The sequence below is a fragment of the Pseudomonas parafulva NBRC 16636 = DSM 17004 genome (genome assembly GCF_000730645.1).
Classification (GTDB): Bacteria; Pseudomonadota; Gammaproteobacteria; order Pseudomonadales; family Pseudomonadaceae; genus Aquipseudomonas; species Aquipseudomonas parafulva.
Genome location: NZ_BBIU01000026.1, coordinates 41,518 through 54,746, shown reverse-complemented (window position 1 = coordinate 54,746; position 13,229 = coordinate 41,518). Strand labels below are relative to the sequence as shown.

Annotated in this window: 14 protein-coding genes; 6 read left to right on the top strand and 8 right to left on the bottom strand. The window is 61.7% G+C overall.

Going from position 1 to position 13,229, the window contains the following annotated elements; all coding sequences use genetic code 11:
• Window positions 1-60: 60 nt before the first annotated feature.
• Entirely contained in the window at window positions 61-1,758 is a 1,698-nt protein-coding gene (fadD1, locus tag PPA02S_RS16650; protein WP_028635444.1) for a long-chain-fatty-acid--CoA ligase FadD1, read from the bottom strand.
• 285 nt (window positions 1,759-2,043) lie between these two features.
• Entirely contained in the window at window positions 2,044-3,732 is a 1,689-nt protein-coding gene (gene fadD2 / locus PPA02S_RS16645; RefSeq protein WP_028635443.1) for a long-chain-fatty-acid--CoA ligase FadD2, read from the bottom strand.
• 292 nt (window positions 3,733-4,024) lie between these two features.
• Here fadD2 and PPA02S_RS16640 point away from each other — a divergent pair, with 292 nt between their 5' ends.
• The gene (locus tag PPA02S_RS16640; RefSeq protein WP_028635442.1) at window positions 4,025-4,495 is read left to right on the top strand and encodes a MaoC family dehydratase; all 471 of its coding nucleotides are present in this window, start codon (window positions 4,025-4,027) and stop codon (window positions 4,493-4,495) included.
• A gap of 51 nt (window positions 4,496-4,546) precedes the next feature.
• Here the strand turns inward: PPA02S_RS16640 and PPA02S_RS16635 are convergent, their stop codons facing one another.
• Together PPA02S_RS16635 and PPA02S_RS16630 are read right to left on the bottom strand one after the other, a co-directional pair.
• The gene (locus PPA02S_RS16635) at window positions 4,547-5,188 is read right to left on the bottom strand and encodes a LysE family translocator (RefSeq protein ID WP_028635441.1); all 642 of its coding nucleotides are present in this window, start codon (window positions 5,186-5,188) and stop codon (window positions 4,547-4,549) included.
• A 129-nt stretch (window positions 5,189-5,317) separates the two neighbouring features.
• Window positions 5,318-5,575 carry a DUF2790 domain-containing protein gene (locus tag PPA02S_RS16630; RefSeq protein WP_028635440.1) on the bottom strand — a complete coding sequence of 86 codons (258 nt, stop codon included), beginning with the start codon at window positions 5,573-5,575 and terminating at the stop codon, window positions 5,318-5,320.
• Between the two features lie 331 nt (window positions 5,576-5,906).
• Here PPA02S_RS16630 and PPA02S_RS16625 point away from each other — a divergent pair, with 331 nt between their 5' ends.
• Window positions 5,907-6,272 carry a GNAT family N-acetyltransferase gene (locus tag PPA02S_RS16625; RefSeq protein ID WP_042141832.1) on the top strand — a complete coding sequence of 122 codons (366 nt, stop codon included), beginning with the start codon at window positions 5,907-5,909 and terminating at the stop codon, window positions 6,270-6,272.
• Here PPA02S_RS16625 and PPA02S_RS16620 read toward each other — a convergent pair.
• Complete coding sequence (locus tag PPA02S_RS16620; protein ID WP_028635439.1) at window positions 6,247-7,206, bottom strand: YihY/virulence factor BrkB family protein; 960 nt, start codon at window positions 7,204-7,206, stop codon at window positions 6,247-6,249. The two genes, PPA02S_RS16625 and PPA02S_RS16620, sit on opposite strands and share 26 nt — an antisense overlap.
• Before the next feature lie 157 nt (window positions 7,207-7,363).
• Entirely contained in the window at window positions 7,364-7,552 is a 189-nt protein-coding gene (locus PPA02S_RS16615) for a CsbD family protein (RefSeq protein ID WP_028635438.1), read from the bottom strand.
• A gap of 204 nt (window positions 7,553-7,756) precedes the next feature.
• Here PPA02S_RS16615 and PPA02S_RS16610 point away from each other — a divergent pair, with 204 nt between their 5' ends.
• On the top strand, window positions 7,757-8,137 hold the full coding sequence (locus PPA02S_RS16610) for a hypothetical protein (RefSeq protein WP_028635437.1): 381 nt from the start codon (window positions 7,757-7,759) through the stop codon (window positions 8,135-8,137).
• On the opposite strand, the gene PPA02S_RS16605 is transcribed toward PPA02S_RS16610, so the two are convergent.
• Window positions 8,138-8,974, bottom strand: coding sequence for a CvfB family protein (locus tag PPA02S_RS16605; protein ID WP_028635436.1), 837 nt, complete (start codon window positions 8,972-8,974; stop codon window positions 8,138-8,140).
• A 164-nt stretch (window positions 8,975-9,138) separates the two neighbouring features.
• On the opposite strand from PPA02S_RS16605, the gene PPA02S_RS16600 reads away from it, so the two are divergent.
• Window positions 9,139-9,999, top strand: coding sequence for a DUF6279 family lipoprotein (locus PPA02S_RS16600; RefSeq protein WP_028635435.1), 861 nt, complete (start codon window positions 9,139-9,141; stop codon window positions 9,997-9,999).
• Between the two features lie 14 nt (window positions 10,000-10,013).
• Here PPA02S_RS16600 and aceK read toward each other — a convergent pair whose 3' ends face one another.
• Window positions 10,014-11,723: a bifunctional isocitrate dehydrogenase kinase/phosphatase gene (gene aceK / locus PPA02S_RS16595; RefSeq protein WP_028635434.1), complete on the bottom strand. Its 1,710-nt coding sequence runs from the start codon at window positions 11,721-11,723 to the stop codon at window positions 10,014-10,016.
• A 168-nt stretch (window positions 11,724-11,891) separates the two neighbouring features.
• Here aceK and PPA02S_RS16590 point away from each other — a divergent pair, with 168 nt between their 5' ends.
• Both PPA02S_RS16590 and PPA02S_RS16585 read left to right on the top strand, forming a co-directional pair.
• The gene (locus PPA02S_RS16590) at window positions 11,892-12,767 is read left to right on the top strand and encodes a DMT family transporter (RefSeq protein ID WP_028635433.1); all 876 of its coding nucleotides are present in this window, start codon (window positions 11,892-11,894) and stop codon (window positions 12,765-12,767) included.
• Window positions 12,764-13,222: a DUF4265 domain-containing protein gene (locus PPA02S_RS16585; protein WP_028635432.1), complete on the top strand. Its 459-nt coding sequence runs from the start codon at window positions 12,764-12,766 to the stop codon at window positions 13,220-13,222. The genes PPA02S_RS16590 and PPA02S_RS16585 overlap by 4 nt, the downstream gene beginning before the upstream one ends.
• Window positions 13,223-13,229 lie beyond the last annotated feature (7 nt).

Genomic DNA, 13,229 nt, shown 5'->3' with positions numbered 1-13,229 from the left:
AAGCAGCCCTCGATCCCCATCTGCGCCCTGAGCCGTTACCCTACCAACGGCGTTTAAGGCTCAGGCGGTCTTCTTCAAACCTTGTTTTTTCAGCTCTTCGTCACGTAACTCGCGGCGCAGGATCTTGCCCACGTTGGTGGTAGGCAGCACATCGCGGAACTCGATCTGGCGGGGCACTTTATAGCCGGTGACATTGGCGCGCATGTGCTCCATCACCTGCTCCTTGGTCAGGGTCATGCCCGGCTTGACCACGATGAACATCTTGATCACTTCGCCGGACTTCTCGTCCGGTATACCGATGGCCGCGCACTGGGACACGCCCGGCAACGCCACCAGCACGTCCTCCAGCTCGTTGGGGTAGACGTTGAAACCCGACACCAGAATCATGTCTTTCTTGCGGTCAACGATACGCATGTAGCCGTCTGGCTGGATCAAGGCGATGTCGCCGGTTTTCAGCCAGCCTTCGCTGTCCAGTATTTCGGCAGTGGCGTCTTCGCGCTGCCAGTAGCCCTTCATTACCTGCGGGCCCTTCACACACAACTCCCCCACCTCGCCCAGCGGCAACTCATTGCCCGCGTCGTCGATGATCTTGCACAGGGTGGACGGTACCGGAATGCCAATGGTGCCCACCTGGTTGGCCTGGGCCGGGTTCACCGCCGCCACAGGGCTGGTTTCGGTCATGCCGTACCCCTCGCAAATGGCGCACCCCGTAACGGCCTTCCAGCGCTCGGCCACGCTCAGTTGCAAGGCCATGCCGCCAGACAGGGTAATTTTCAGGGCGGAGAAGTCCAGGCTGCGGAAGGCATCACTGTTGCACAGGGCCACGAACAGGGTATTGAGGCCGACAAAACCGGTGAACTTCCATTTGCCCAGCTCCTTGACCATCGCCGGCAGGTCCCGCGGATTGCTGATGAGCACGTTGTGGTTGCCGATGAGCATCATGGCCATGCAATGGAAGGTAAAGGCGTAGATGTGGTACAGCGGCAGCGGGGTAATGAGGATTTCGCAGCCTTCATGCAGGTTGGCCCCCATCAGGGCCCTGCACTGCAGCATGTTGGCCACCAGGTTGCGGTGGGTGAGCATCGCACCCTTGGCCACGCCCGTGGTACCGCCGGTGTACTGCAGCACCGCCACGTCATGGGCCTGCGGGTTGGCTTCAACCACCGGCTGGCCCTTGCCCAGGGCGATGGCGTCGTTGAAGCGCACGGCCTGAGGCAGGTGGTAGGCCGGCACCATCTTCTTCACATACTTGATGACGCTGTTGATCAGCAGCCGCTTGATCGGTGGCAGCAAGTCGGCCACCTCGGTGACGATCACGTGCCTGACCTGGGTCTTGGGCACCACCTTCTCGGCCAGGTGGGCCATGTTGGCCAGGCATACCAGCGCCTTGGCACCGGAATCGTTGAACTGGTGTTCCATTTCCCGCGCGGTGTACAGCGGGTTGGTGTTGACCACGATCAGCCCTGCACGCATGGCACCGAACACGGCCACAGGGTACTGGAGCACGTTGGGCAACTGCACGGCGATACGGTCACCGGGCTTGAGGTCGGTATGCTGTTGCAGCCAGGCCGCGAACGCACCTGACAGCGCATACATTTCGCCATAGGTGATCGTCTTGCCCAGGTTGCTGAAGGCCGGTTTGTCGGCGAAGCGCTGGCAGGATTGCTTGAGTACCGCCTGGATACTGGGGAATTCGTCCGGATCGATATCCGCCGTTATCCCGGCTGGGTACTTATCCTGCCAAAAATGGTCGATCATTCAAGCCCACTCCTTCAGCAACAGCGAAGTTCGATTCGCGCATCGAGGCGCTTATTATTGATATGAGATGACGGCGCGTTGCAAACCGGATCATCTGAAAACGGGGCGAGATTAGCAGCTTTGCCTGGGGTCGACCAGAGGCTCCGACAGGCCGAAAGGTCACAAAAATGACTATTTTGGTAATTATGGTCACATCCAGAGCGAGTGACTTTAGACAGCCTTCTGAAACCTGTATGCGGCAGCCTAGAGCATCCAAGCCGCCCTAACCTGCCGCATGCCTGCGGTTCAGCCGGCGTCGCGCAGTTCCCGGCGCAAGATCTTGCCAACCGGCGTCATCGGCAGCGCGTCGCGCAGCACAATGTGCTTGGGCACCTTGTAACCGGTGAGGTTGGCCTTGCAGTAGGCCTTCAGCTCATCCACGCTCACGCCACCCTCACGGGGCACTACGAACAGCTTGACCGCCTCCCCGGAGCGCTCGTCGGGCACACCGATGGCCGCGCAGCTGGCAACCTGCGGGTGGGCCATGACCACATCCTCCACCTCGTTGGGGTACACGTTGAAGCCCGAGACGATGATCATGTCCTTCTTGCGGTCGACGATGCGGGTAAAGCCGTCCGGGTCGATCACGGCAATGTCGCCTGTCTTGAACCAGCCATCGGCATCCAGCGCCTGGGCCGTGGCTTCGGGCTGCTGCCAGTAGCCCTTCATTACCTGCGGCCCCTTGATGCACAACTCGCCCCGCTCACCCAGCGGAAGTTCGTTGCCCTCGTCGTCGATGACCTTGAATGCAGTACCTGCCACCGGGATACCCACCGTCCCCAGCCGCGCCAGTTGACCATAAGGGTTGGTACTGGCTACAGGGGAGGTTTCGGTAAGGCCGTAGCCTTCGACGATGCGACACCCGGTCAGTTGCTCCCAGCGCTCGGCCGTGGCCTTGACCAGGGCAGTGCCGCCAGAGTTGGTGACTTTCAGCGCCGAGAAGTCCAGTTGGCGGAACCCAGGGTGGTCCATCAGGGCAACGAACAGGGTGTTGAGGCCTAGCAATGCGGAAAACCGCCACTTGCCCAACTCCTTGATAAAGCCGGAAATGTCCCGTGGGTTGGTGATGAGTACGTTGTGGTTGCCGGTTACCATCATGCACATGCAATTCGCGGTGAACGCATAGATGTGGTACAGCGGCAAAGGGGCGATCATCACTTCCTCGCCGTCCTTGAGCAGCTTCTGGCCGTCTGGCCCATGCTGTGAGAAACACGCCAGTACCTGCAGCATGTTGGCAACCAGGTTGCCGTGGGTGAGCATGGCGCCCTTGGCCAGGCCCGTGGTACCGCCTGTGTACTGCAGCACCGCGATGTCGTCCAGGCCAAGCGGCACAGCCTTCGGTGAACCACCGCGCCCTTGGCGCAGCGCCTGTTTGAATGACAGGGCCTGGGGCAGATGGTAGGCCGGCACCATCTTCTTCACCTTGTCCACCACCGTATTGACCAGCCACCCCTTGGCCGTAGGCAACAGGTCGCCCATCTTCGCCTCGATCAGGTATTCGATACCGGTATCGGGCAACACCGCCTGAACGCGCTGGCCAAACATGTTCAGGTACACCAGCGCGCGGGCACCGCTGTCCTTGAACTGGTGGCGCATCTCCCGTTCGGTGTACAGCGGGTTGGTGTTGACCACGATCAGCCCGGCGCGCAGGGCGCCGAACACGGCGATCGGGTACTGCAACACGTTGGGCATCTGCACCGCGATACGGTCGCCAGGTTCCAGGCGGGTGTGTTGCTGCAGCCAGGTGGCGAATGCCGCCGATAGCCGCTCCAGGTCGCCGTAGGTCAGCGTCACCCCCAGGTTGCTGAAGGCGGGGCGATCGGCAAAGCGCTTGCAGGAGCGCTCGAAGACTTCGAGCACGGAGCTGTAGGCGTGAAGATCGATGGTGGAGGGCACGCCCGCCGGGCGTTTGTCGTTCCAGAAGTCGGCTTGCATTTATTATTGTTCCTCTGCCGGGACCTGCACTGCGTCCTTTTATCCAGGTGCCCGGGCGCGTAGCGGCCAGGCGTTGATTCGACGTTAGCAGGTAAGCGCAGCGCGGCCCACACGCCTGATGCCGCCATTAACATTGTGAATCTTATTTGTGCCCTTCCTGCAATCTGGCCCGCTGGGCATACACTGTGTTGGGCGCGAATGTGATCCGGTCGCCACCGGCAAGCGTCTCACCCGTCTTGGCCGACGCCCCGTGCGCGACCACCACCGACATGTACTGCTTAAGGAAGCCCCGATGTCCCAGGTCAGCAACACGCCTTACGAAGCCCTAGAAGTCGGCCAGAAGGCCGAATACAAGAAGTCTGTGGAAGAGCGCGATATCCAGCTGTTCGCCGCCATGTCCGGCGACCACAACCCGGTGCACCTGGACGCTGAATTCGCCGCCAAGAGTATGTTCCGCGAGCGCATCGCCCACGGCATGTTCAGCGGCGCACTGATCAGCGCGGCAGTGGCCTGCACCCTGCCCGGCCCTGGCACCATCTACCTGGGGCAGCAGATGAGCTTCCAGAAACCGGTGAAAATCGGCGACACCCTGACCGTGCGCCTGGAGATCCTCGAAAAACTGCCGAAGTTCAAGGTGCGTATCGCCACCAACGTGTTCAACCAGAACGACGAGCTGGTCGTTCAGGGCGAGGCCGAGATCCTGGCGCCGCGCAAGCAACAGACCGTAGAACTGGTATCGCCACCGAATTTCGTTGCCAGCTGAATCTGACTTGCGGCATGGCCGGGGCTGCCTGCGCAGCCCCTGCAAGCGCGCTTAGGCGGCGCGCCCGAGGATGAATTCCTGGTAACCCGATACGATCACGTACACCGCGAAATAACAGAAGATCAGCGCAGACAGCACATACGACCACGTCAGCAGGCGATCACCCAGCAGGCGCCCGCCGTGGCTGGCAATGCCGCAGATGCCCATGCACCATACCAGCCCGGCCACGAAGAACCCTGCCAGAAACAACCCCGCGTCCACCATGCTGCCGCCGCCAGAGCGGGATATCAGCACGCCCCCTACTGCCGCGAACCACAATATGGCGCTGGGTGAGGACATCGCCAGGAAGATGCCGCGTAAAAACTCGCGCCAACCGGACTCCACGGCCACGTTGGTGCTCGCGTGCATATGCCCGCCGCGCCAGGCGGCCAGCACCATCTTGATGGCAAACCACACCAGCAGCGCCGAACCGCCCAGCCACAAGACCCAGCGCACGGCTTCGAATTGCAGCAACACGGTCATGCCCGCCAACGCGGCGATGGCATATAGCAAATCACCCACACACGTGCCAAGGCCAAGCCAGAACCCTTGCAGAAAGCCACGCTGCATGGCCAGCGTAATCATGGCGATGTTGGCTATACCGATGTCCAGGCACAGGGACAGGCTAAGGAGAAAACCATTGGAAAAAGGCATGTGGGGCTCTGCGAAGGTGTAGATGGGCGGCGTAGAGCCTGCCACGACTGCGCAGTAGCTGGGAAGCGCTAACAGGTGGAGTGGGCACTGCCTCCCCACCCGTTTACGCCGAGGCGGGTACCTGAGCCGTCAGCCCTGCTGGCAGCCCCCGCCCATGGCACGGTATTGAACGGTGTGCACCTGGCCCTGGTGGTCTTCATAGGTCATGGTGGCAGGCACCACTTCGCACACGTTGGGGATGGTCGACAGGTTGATGACGCGCTTGATGTCGAGGTTCATGGAATAGTCGTACTGCTGCGCCACCGGCTCATTGGAAGCAGGCGCAGAAGGGTCTGCGAGGGCGAATGAGGACATACCGACCAACGCAAGTATCAGTAATGGTTTCATGTTGAATGCCTTCATGTTTCAAGCTGATCGATTGACTTCTGATGCCGTCGCCGGCCCGGAGAAGTTGCCATCGGGCTACCGATGGCACGAAGTACCGATCCCGCTTCTTACTACAGGGGGGATGAGGAAATTCTACGCCTGCCAGGTAATAGTTGAACCCCGCAGTCGGATATTCACCCTTGCCGTATTTGCAACAATCTGCGACAACGTACGCGCCATCTGTCACCGCCTTTTCCAGGAGCGCGCTATTTCACAGCCTCTCGCTTGCACACAGCTTTGCCACACGCAACGCCGGCTTCTCGACCATTTCTACCGCCAGCAGGGCTCACGCATGCGTGCCTCTGGCGAGGGTCAACTGTGGGTGGCGAGGGCGCCAGAGATCGTTGCGGGGCTAAGCCTGTCCTGTATCGAGGGTGGCTGGTGGCTGACTGGCCTGTTCGTGGCGCCACAACGGCGGGGTACGGGGATCGCACGTGCGCTGATCGAAGCAGCATTGTGCCAACCGTATGGTACGGCCTGGCTGTTCTGCCACCCGACACTGCGGCCGTTCTATGCAAATGTTGGCTTTGGGCCCGCCGAGCACCTGCCGGAGGCGCTGGCGAGCCGGCTGCAACGCTACCAGCGCAGCAAGGCGCTGGTAGCGTTGCAACGCCGCCAGTATGGCGACGCTGTCAGCGTGGTTGAGGCTGGGCAGTAGCAGGCTCTGTGGGCGCCGGGTGCTCATGCCCCAGCACTTTCACGTTCTCTTGCGACTTCTCACCGTCGAAGTCCTTCTCCCCAGGGTCCTTGCCCTCGGCAGACATGTGCTCGATTACCGCATTCATTTCAGCGCCAAGCAGCAGCACAGCGGCTGAAATGTAGAAGTACAGCAGCAGCACGATGATCGCCCCAATGCTCCCGTACATGGCGTTGTAGTCGGCGAACGTTTTCACGTAGTAGGCAAAGCCCAACGAGGCCACGATCCACACCACCACCGCCAGTACCGAGCCTGGGGTAATGAAGCGAAACTTCTGTTTCACATCCGGCATCACGTAGTAGATAAGCGCCACTGCCACCATCAGCAGGATGACGATCACCGGCCAGCGCAGAATGGTCCACAGCGTAACGATGAACTCCTGCATACCGATTTGCGAGGCGATCCACTCCATCACCTGGGGCCCCAGTACCATCAGTGCTGCTGCGGCCAGCAACATGCCGGCCAGGCCGACGGTATAGAAGATCGACAGCGGAATACGCTTCCATACCGGCCGCCCCTCGGGCACATCATAGGCGGCGTTCATGGCGCTCATCATCAGCCGCACACCGGCCGACGCGGTCCACAAGGCAATCACGATACCCACCGACAGCAAGCCACCCTTGGACTGCTGCAACTGGTCGATCACCGGGTTGACCTGTTCCAGTGCCTGCGGTGGCAGCACCAGCTCGGACTGCAAGCGCAGCCACGAGAAAAAGTCAGGCAGGTGCAAGAAGCCGATGAGGGCGATCAGGAACAGCAGGAAAGGGAATAACGAGAAAAGCGCCTGATAAGCCAGCGCGGAGGCGTAGGTGGACATTTCGTCATCAAGGAACTCCTTGACGGTGCGCACCAACACGCGGTGCAGGGGCAGGCCCTGCAGGGCGGAAAAAATCATAGCGTCTCCTTTCGCCGCTCTATCGATGTGACTGTTAAGTCTAATAGACCATGCGCTGAGCGCGCTGCTCCCGGCAGTGTTACAAAAAATGCAAAAAACTCACCCAGCTTGTTGCCGCCCCCTGCGCACTGGCATGAAGGCGGCCAAGCATCGGGCATTACTTGTCGGTTGCTTTTTTAACAGCGTCCTTCACATCGCCTTTGACCTGCTGCGCTTCACCCTTGAGTTCCTGCGCCTTGCCCTCGGCCTTGAGCTTGTCATTGTCGGTCACCTTGCCGATGCCCTGCTTGACGTTGCCCATCGCTTCGTTGGCCAAGCCTTTCGCTTTATCTCCAGTACCGCTCATGGCAAAACTCCTGTGATGTGACACGCGTATCGTGCCGACAAAAGGTGGACTCGGCCGCTTGCGCAAGAGTTTCAAGAAATTTTGCACACAATGCCAAGCGGTAGGCGTAGCGCACGTGCATCACACCACAGCCCCAAGCCTTGCCGCGCCCGGTGCCACCCCTCACAATGCAGGCTTTCAAGGCTTCAACCCGCAGGAACCTGCATGAAACTCGACAAACCCGCCGCCATCGCGCGGCGCAACGATGCACTGGCCCGGCCTGTGCTGACCAGCGCCAACACCCTGTTCGCCATCCTCGACCACAAGCGCAACCTGTGGTGGTTCGACGTGCCGGTGGCACTGCTGCGCAAGGGCCAGCCAGACTGGGTCAACCTGCTGCTGCACACCCCGGAAAGCGACGAGCTGCAACACCTGAAAGTGCCCGTCAACTTCCTGCGCGCGCATCAGGAGCAGATGGAGGTGCGCAACCCTGGCAAGCGCCGCTCCACCATCAGCCTGGCCCTGAGCGCCGACCGCGATTCACTGCTGCGCGACACCCGCCCAGGCGGCGAGCAGCTGGATTTCCGCAGCTTCGTGCAGGGCTGATCAGGCTTTCTCGATGCGGTCGTCATGGATGACGATACGGCCCTGCTTGAACAGGCCACCAATGGCTTTCTTGAAGTTGCCCTTGCTGACATTGAACAGCTTGCTGATCAGCGCCGGGTCGCTCTTGTCAGACACGCCCAGCACCCCACCTTCGGCCTCCAGGCGGGCCATGATCTGCGCCTGCAGGTCGTCGGACAGCGCCGCACCCACTGGCTGCAGGCTCAAGGAGATCTTGCCGTCGGCACGTATTTCCTTGATGAAGCCTTTCTCGTGCATGCCAGAGCGCAGGAACTTGAACACCTCATTCTTGTGGATCAGGCCCCAATGGCGGTTGTTGATGATTGCCTTGAACCCCATGGGCGTTTCACCGGCAACCAGCAACTCCACCGGCTGGCCTGGCTTGTAGTCCGCAGGCGCGACGTCCAGGTAGCGGTCCAGGCGTGAGGTGGCGGTGATGCGCCGGGTGCGTTTGTCGAGGTAGACGTGCACCACGCAGTAGTCGCCGATCTTCAGCGGGCGGGCTTCTTCGGAGTACGGCATCAGCAGGTCCTTGGAAAGACCCCAGTCCAGGAAGATACCTGCACCGTTGATGTCCTTGACCTTGAGGCTGGCGAACTCGCCCACCTGCACCTTGGGCTTTTCGGTGGTCGCGATCAGCTGGTCTTCGCTGTCCAGGTAGATAAACACGTTGAGCCAGTCGTCCACCTCGGTTTCTGCGCCTTTCGGGATGTAGCGCCCCGGCAGGAGAATTTCCCCGTCGGCGCCGCCGTCCAGGTACAACCCGAAGTCCACGTGTTTCACAATTTGCAAACTGTTGTAACGCCCAAGCAGAGCCATTTCGGTACATCCTCAAGTCAAGGGGGCTATTTTCCGGATAGACAGCGGGTGGTGTCAAAGCTTCCGGACGGTTACCGGCCTCCCATGCTACAGGCAGATGACCCGGTTGAACCGTCGCCACCCTGCTGCGTCTACCGATTGGCCGCCACTGCAAGGAACAGCTTATGCCGCTTCGCCTGCTCAAGACCGCGCTTGTCACGCTGGGGGTGGTTCTGGCCCTGGGCGCCTGCAGCCGGATCGACCTGGCCTACCGCAACCTCGACCGCCTGGTGCCGTGGTCGCTGGGCGACTACCTGGACATGAACCGTGACCAGAAGACCCTGCTCGACGATCGGCTCAGGGAGCACCTGGCGTGGCACTGCAAGACCCAGCTGCCTGGCTACCTCGACTGGCTCGACCGGCTGCGCGACATGGTGGCCAACAATCAGGTCACCGACCAGGCCTTGCAGCAGCGTACCCATGAGGCCCGCGAGGCGATTGGCCGGGTGGCAGCCGAAATTACCCCCTCCGCCACTGAACTGCTGCGCGGCATGAGCGATGCGCAAGTAGCAGAGATGCGCGAGGCTTTTCGTGATGACATCGCCGAGCGCCGCAATGAATACGTAGACACTCCCCTGCCCCAGCAAATTGCCGAGCGGGCCGAACGTATGCAGAAACGCCTGAAGCCCTGGCTGGGTGAACTGAGCCCCGGCCAGAAGCAGCGCGTGGTCGCCTGGTCGCAAGCGCTGGGGGACCAGAACCGCGAATGGATTGCCAACCGCGCCCACTGGCAGCAGCAGCTGCTGTTGGCGGTGGACCAACGCAACGATGCCAGTTTCCCGGCCCGTATGGCCACGCTGCTGCAGAGCAAGGAGAGCCTATGGACGCCTGAATACCGCCAAGCCTTCCAGAACACCGAACAACAGGCCCGCAGCCTATTGGTAGACCTGCTACAGCAGAGCACGCCGCAGCAGCGCCAGGTGCTGCAGGCCCGGCTGGCAAAAGTGCGCACCGATTTCAGCACGCTGAAATGCCTGAAGGACTAAGGGCCAGGCTACGTTCAACGTGCCTTGCGCCGATAGGGGAACACGTCGATCACCTTGCCATCGCGTATCGCCGCCTGCAGGCCTTGCCAATAGCTGGCATCGAACAACTCGCCATGCAGGCGGGTGAACAGGCGCCGCTGGCCCAGGTCGGCAAACAGAAAGGGCGGGAATTCCTCGGGGAACACATCATGGGGCCCAATGGAGTACCACGGCTCGCCTGACAGCTCGTCTTCCGGGTAGCGCGGCGGCGGAATATGGCGGAAGTTGACCTCCGTCAGATAGCTGATCTCGTCGTAGTCGTAGAACACCACCCGGCCATGACGCGTCACACCAAAGTTCTTCAGCAGCATGTCACCAGGGAAGATGTTCGCCGCCGCCAGTTGCTTGATGGCCAGGCCGTAATCCTCCAGTACCTCCAGCACCTGGGCCTCGCTGGCCTGTTCCAGGTACAGGTTCAACGGCGTCATGCGCCGTTCGGTCCAGCAGTGGCGGATCAGCACTGTATCGCCCTCAAGCACCACGGTGGAGGGCGCCACCTCAAGCAACTCGGCCAGGCACTGCGGCGCGAACTTCGCCGCGGGGAAGCGGAAGTCGGCAAAGGCCTGGGTATCGGCCAGGCGCCCTACCCGGTCGATGCTCTTCACCAACCGGTACTTGTCGATCACCGTGGCGCGATCGACGGTTTTTGAGGGCGAGAAACGGTCCTTGATGACTTTGAACACGGTGTTGAAGCCCGGCAGGGTAAACACGCTCATCACCATGCCACGCACCCCAGGTGCCATGACGAAGCGGTCGTCACTGCTGGCCAAGTGGTTGATCAGGGCGCGGTAGAACTCGGACTTGCCCTGCTTGTAGAAACCAATGGAGGTATACAGCTCGGCCACATGCTTGCCCGGCAGAATGCGTTTGAGAAAGCCCACGAATTCACCCGGCACTGGCACATCGGCCATGAAATAGGAGCGGGTGAAGGAGAAGATGATCGAGACTTCAGCCTCATCGGTGATCAAGGCATCGGCCTCGATGCCCTGCCCCTCCCGGTGCACCAGGGCAATCACCAGCGGCCATTGTTCGTCGCCGTTGTATAACCGGCCGACCAGGTAAGCGCCCTTGTTGCGGTACAGCACCGGCACGAACAGCTCCACCGCCAGCGCTGGGTCGCGGCACACCCAATCGGGCAGGCATTCACGAAGCTGCGCCTCCAGCCGCAGCAGGTCGCCGTCGAGGTCGGCGTAAGGGATGTGGAACCGGTAGTCGGCGAAGATGGCCTGCAACAGCCCGGCGAGGCCGCCGTCGGGGCGATAGGTACGGGTTTGTGCGGCGCGCCGGCGCAAGGTTGGGCGTGTGCTGTGGATGAACATGCAACGGTCGCTGATCAGGTCATGGCTGAACAGGCTGCAGAACACCGAGTTGTACCAGGTTTCGGCCAGTTCATCGTCCAGCCGCGGGTCAATCAGCTGGACATAGGCGCTTTTAACCTGCGGCCACTGGGCCACGTCCAGCAGAACCTGCGTGGCAAAGCTCTCGCGCAGCCGCTGGTTGGCCACAGCGACCTGTTCCTCGTAGAGGTTGATGCGCGCAGCGGCCGTGTGCTGGATCTCCTGCCAGCGGGCTTGTTCGAAGCGCTCACGAGCGCCTAGGGTGATGCGCTGGAAATGCTCGCGATAGCCGTCGAAGCCGGTGAGCATCAGGCGGGCGATGGCGGCTGCAGGCCAGGGATGGGGCATACCGGGCACCTCGGTGGCGGGTGGAGATACACAGCTTAGCCGCTCGCCCTGGCGTGTGAGGCCCCTGCCTGCAAATGTAGCTGGCCAGGTTACAGCGCAAGAAAGCACAAGAAACCCCCTGCTGCCTCGCGTACACTCGCGCCCCCAGCCACGCCCCCGGAGACTGCCGTGAGCCCCATCGCTCTAGCCCGCCTGCTAACCCTTGCCGCCGTCTGGGGCGCGAGCTTCCTGTTCATGCGTATCATCGCGCCCGAACTGGGCACGGTGCCCACGGCGTTTTTCCGCGTGTCCATCGCCTGCCTGGGGCTGATCGCGATTGTGTCCGCTGCAGGTGTGCGCTGGGATTTCCAAGGCAAACTGGGCGCTTGCCTGGTGCTGGGCATGATCAACTCGGGCATCCCGGCAACCTTCTACTCGGTCGCAGCTCAAGTGCTGCCAGCCGGCTATTCAGCCATTTTCAATGCCACGACACCGTTGATGGGTGTACTGATCGGCGTGCTGTTCTTCAAAGAGCCCATGACCCTCTCCAAGCTGTGCGGCATTTTCCTGGGCCTGCTTGGCGTCGCCATTTTAAGTGGCGCCGGGCCGGTGGCACTGGACGCGGCCCTGCTGCAAGGTGCGCTGGCCTGCCTGGCGGCGACCACCTGCTACGGGTTTGCCGGTTTTCTGGCCCGGCGCTGGGTCGGCGGCCTGGACAGCCGCCTGTCGGCGCTGGGCAGCATGCTCGGCGCCACCTTGCTGCTCAGCCCTGTATTCGCCTGGAGCGCGCTCAGCCAGCCCCCTGCCAGTTGGGGCGGCTGGCAGGTGTGGCTGTCGCTGCTGGGCCTGGGGCTACTGTGCACCGCCTTCGCCTATATCCTGTACTTCCGGTTACTGGCGGAAATCGGCCCGGTCAAGGCCAGCACCGTGACCTTCCTGATCCCGGCGTTCGGGGTGCTGTGGGGGGCTTGGCTACTGGATGAGCCGCTGTCCATGGCGCACCTGTACGGCGGCCTGCTGATCGGCGCGGCGCTGTGGCTGGTGCTGCGCCCGGCCCGCCGATGAGCAGCGGCTACCGCAAGGTGCTGTTCCGCCTGGCACAGGACGAGAGCGGCTACCCACCGGCCTCGGTGGAAGGGCTGTGGGCACGGCCAGAACAGGGTGGCTACCGGGTCGACAGCATCCCTTTTCATGTCTATGGCGTCGCACCGGGCGACCTGGTCGCCGCCCGTGAGGAAGGGGCAGATGCCTGGTTCGAGGGCGTCCTGCACAGTGGCGGTAGCTCAGTGTTCCGAGTAATTGTAAGGCCGCCGGAAACCCTGCAGCAGGTGCAGGCCGCACTGGTTGAGTTCGGTTGCGTGTGCGAGGCAGAAAAGGCCGTGAGGATGCTGGCGGTGCACGTGTTGCCGGAGCAGGTGCCCGATACCCTGCTGTACTACCTGGTGACCCAGCGCGAAGCCGGCGTGCTCGATTTCGAAGAAGGCGTACTGCGCCATCGCATCCCTGACGATTTGCGCTAACCGCCGG

Bases quoted from the DNA above. Each gene is read 5' to 3' on its own strand.
- PPA02S_RS16585 (WP_028635432.1), top strand. From the start codon at position 12,764: ATGAGCAGCGGCTACCGCAAGGTGCTGTTCCGCCTGGCACAGGACGAG.
- PPA02S_RS16620 (WP_028635439.1), bottom strand. From the start codon at position 7,206: ATGATTTTTTCCGCCCTGCAGGGCCTGCCCCTGCACCGCGTGTTGGTG.
- fadD2 (WP_028635443.1), bottom strand. From the start codon at position 3,732: ATGCAAGCCGACTTCTGGAACGACAAACGCCCGGCGGGCGTGCCCTCC.
- PPA02S_RS16600 (WP_028635435.1), top strand. From the start codon at position 9,139: ATGCCGCTTCGCCTGCTCAAGACCGCGCTTGTCACGCTGGGGGTGGTT.
- PPA02S_RS16605 (WP_028635436.1), bottom strand. From the start codon at position 8,974: ATGGCTCTGCTTGGGCGTTACAACAGTTTGCAAATTGTGAAACACGTG.
- PPA02S_RS16630 (WP_028635440.1), bottom strand. From the start codon at position 5,575: ATGAAACCATTACTGATACTTGCGTTGGTCGGTATGTCCTCATTCGCC.
- PPA02S_RS16640 (WP_028635442.1), top strand. From the start codon at position 4,025: ATGTCCCAGGTCAGCAACACGCCTTACGAAGCCCTAGAAGTCGGCCAG.
- aceK (WP_028635434.1), bottom strand. From the start codon at position 11,723: ATGCCCCATCCCTGGCCTGCAGCCGCCATCGCCCGCCTGATGCTCACC.
- PPA02S_RS16615 (WP_028635438.1), bottom strand. From the start codon at position 7,552: ATGAGCGGTACTGGAGATAAAGCGAAAGGCTTGGCCAACGAAGCGATG.
- PPA02S_RS16635 (WP_028635441.1), bottom strand. From the start codon at position 5,188: ATGCCTTTTTCCAATGGTTTTCTCCTTAGCCTGTCCCTGTGCCTGGAC.
- fadD1 (WP_028635444.1), bottom strand. From the start codon at position 1,758: ATGATCGACCATTTTTGGCAGGATAAGTACCCAGCCGGGATAACGGCG.
- PPA02S_RS16610 (WP_028635437.1), top strand. From the start codon at position 7,757: ATGAAACTCGACAAACCCGCCGCCATCGCGCGGCGCAACGATGCACTG.
- PPA02S_RS16625 (WP_042141832.1), top strand. From the start codon at position 5,907: ATGCGTGCCTCTGGCGAGGGTCAACTGTGGGTGGCGAGGGCGCCAGAG.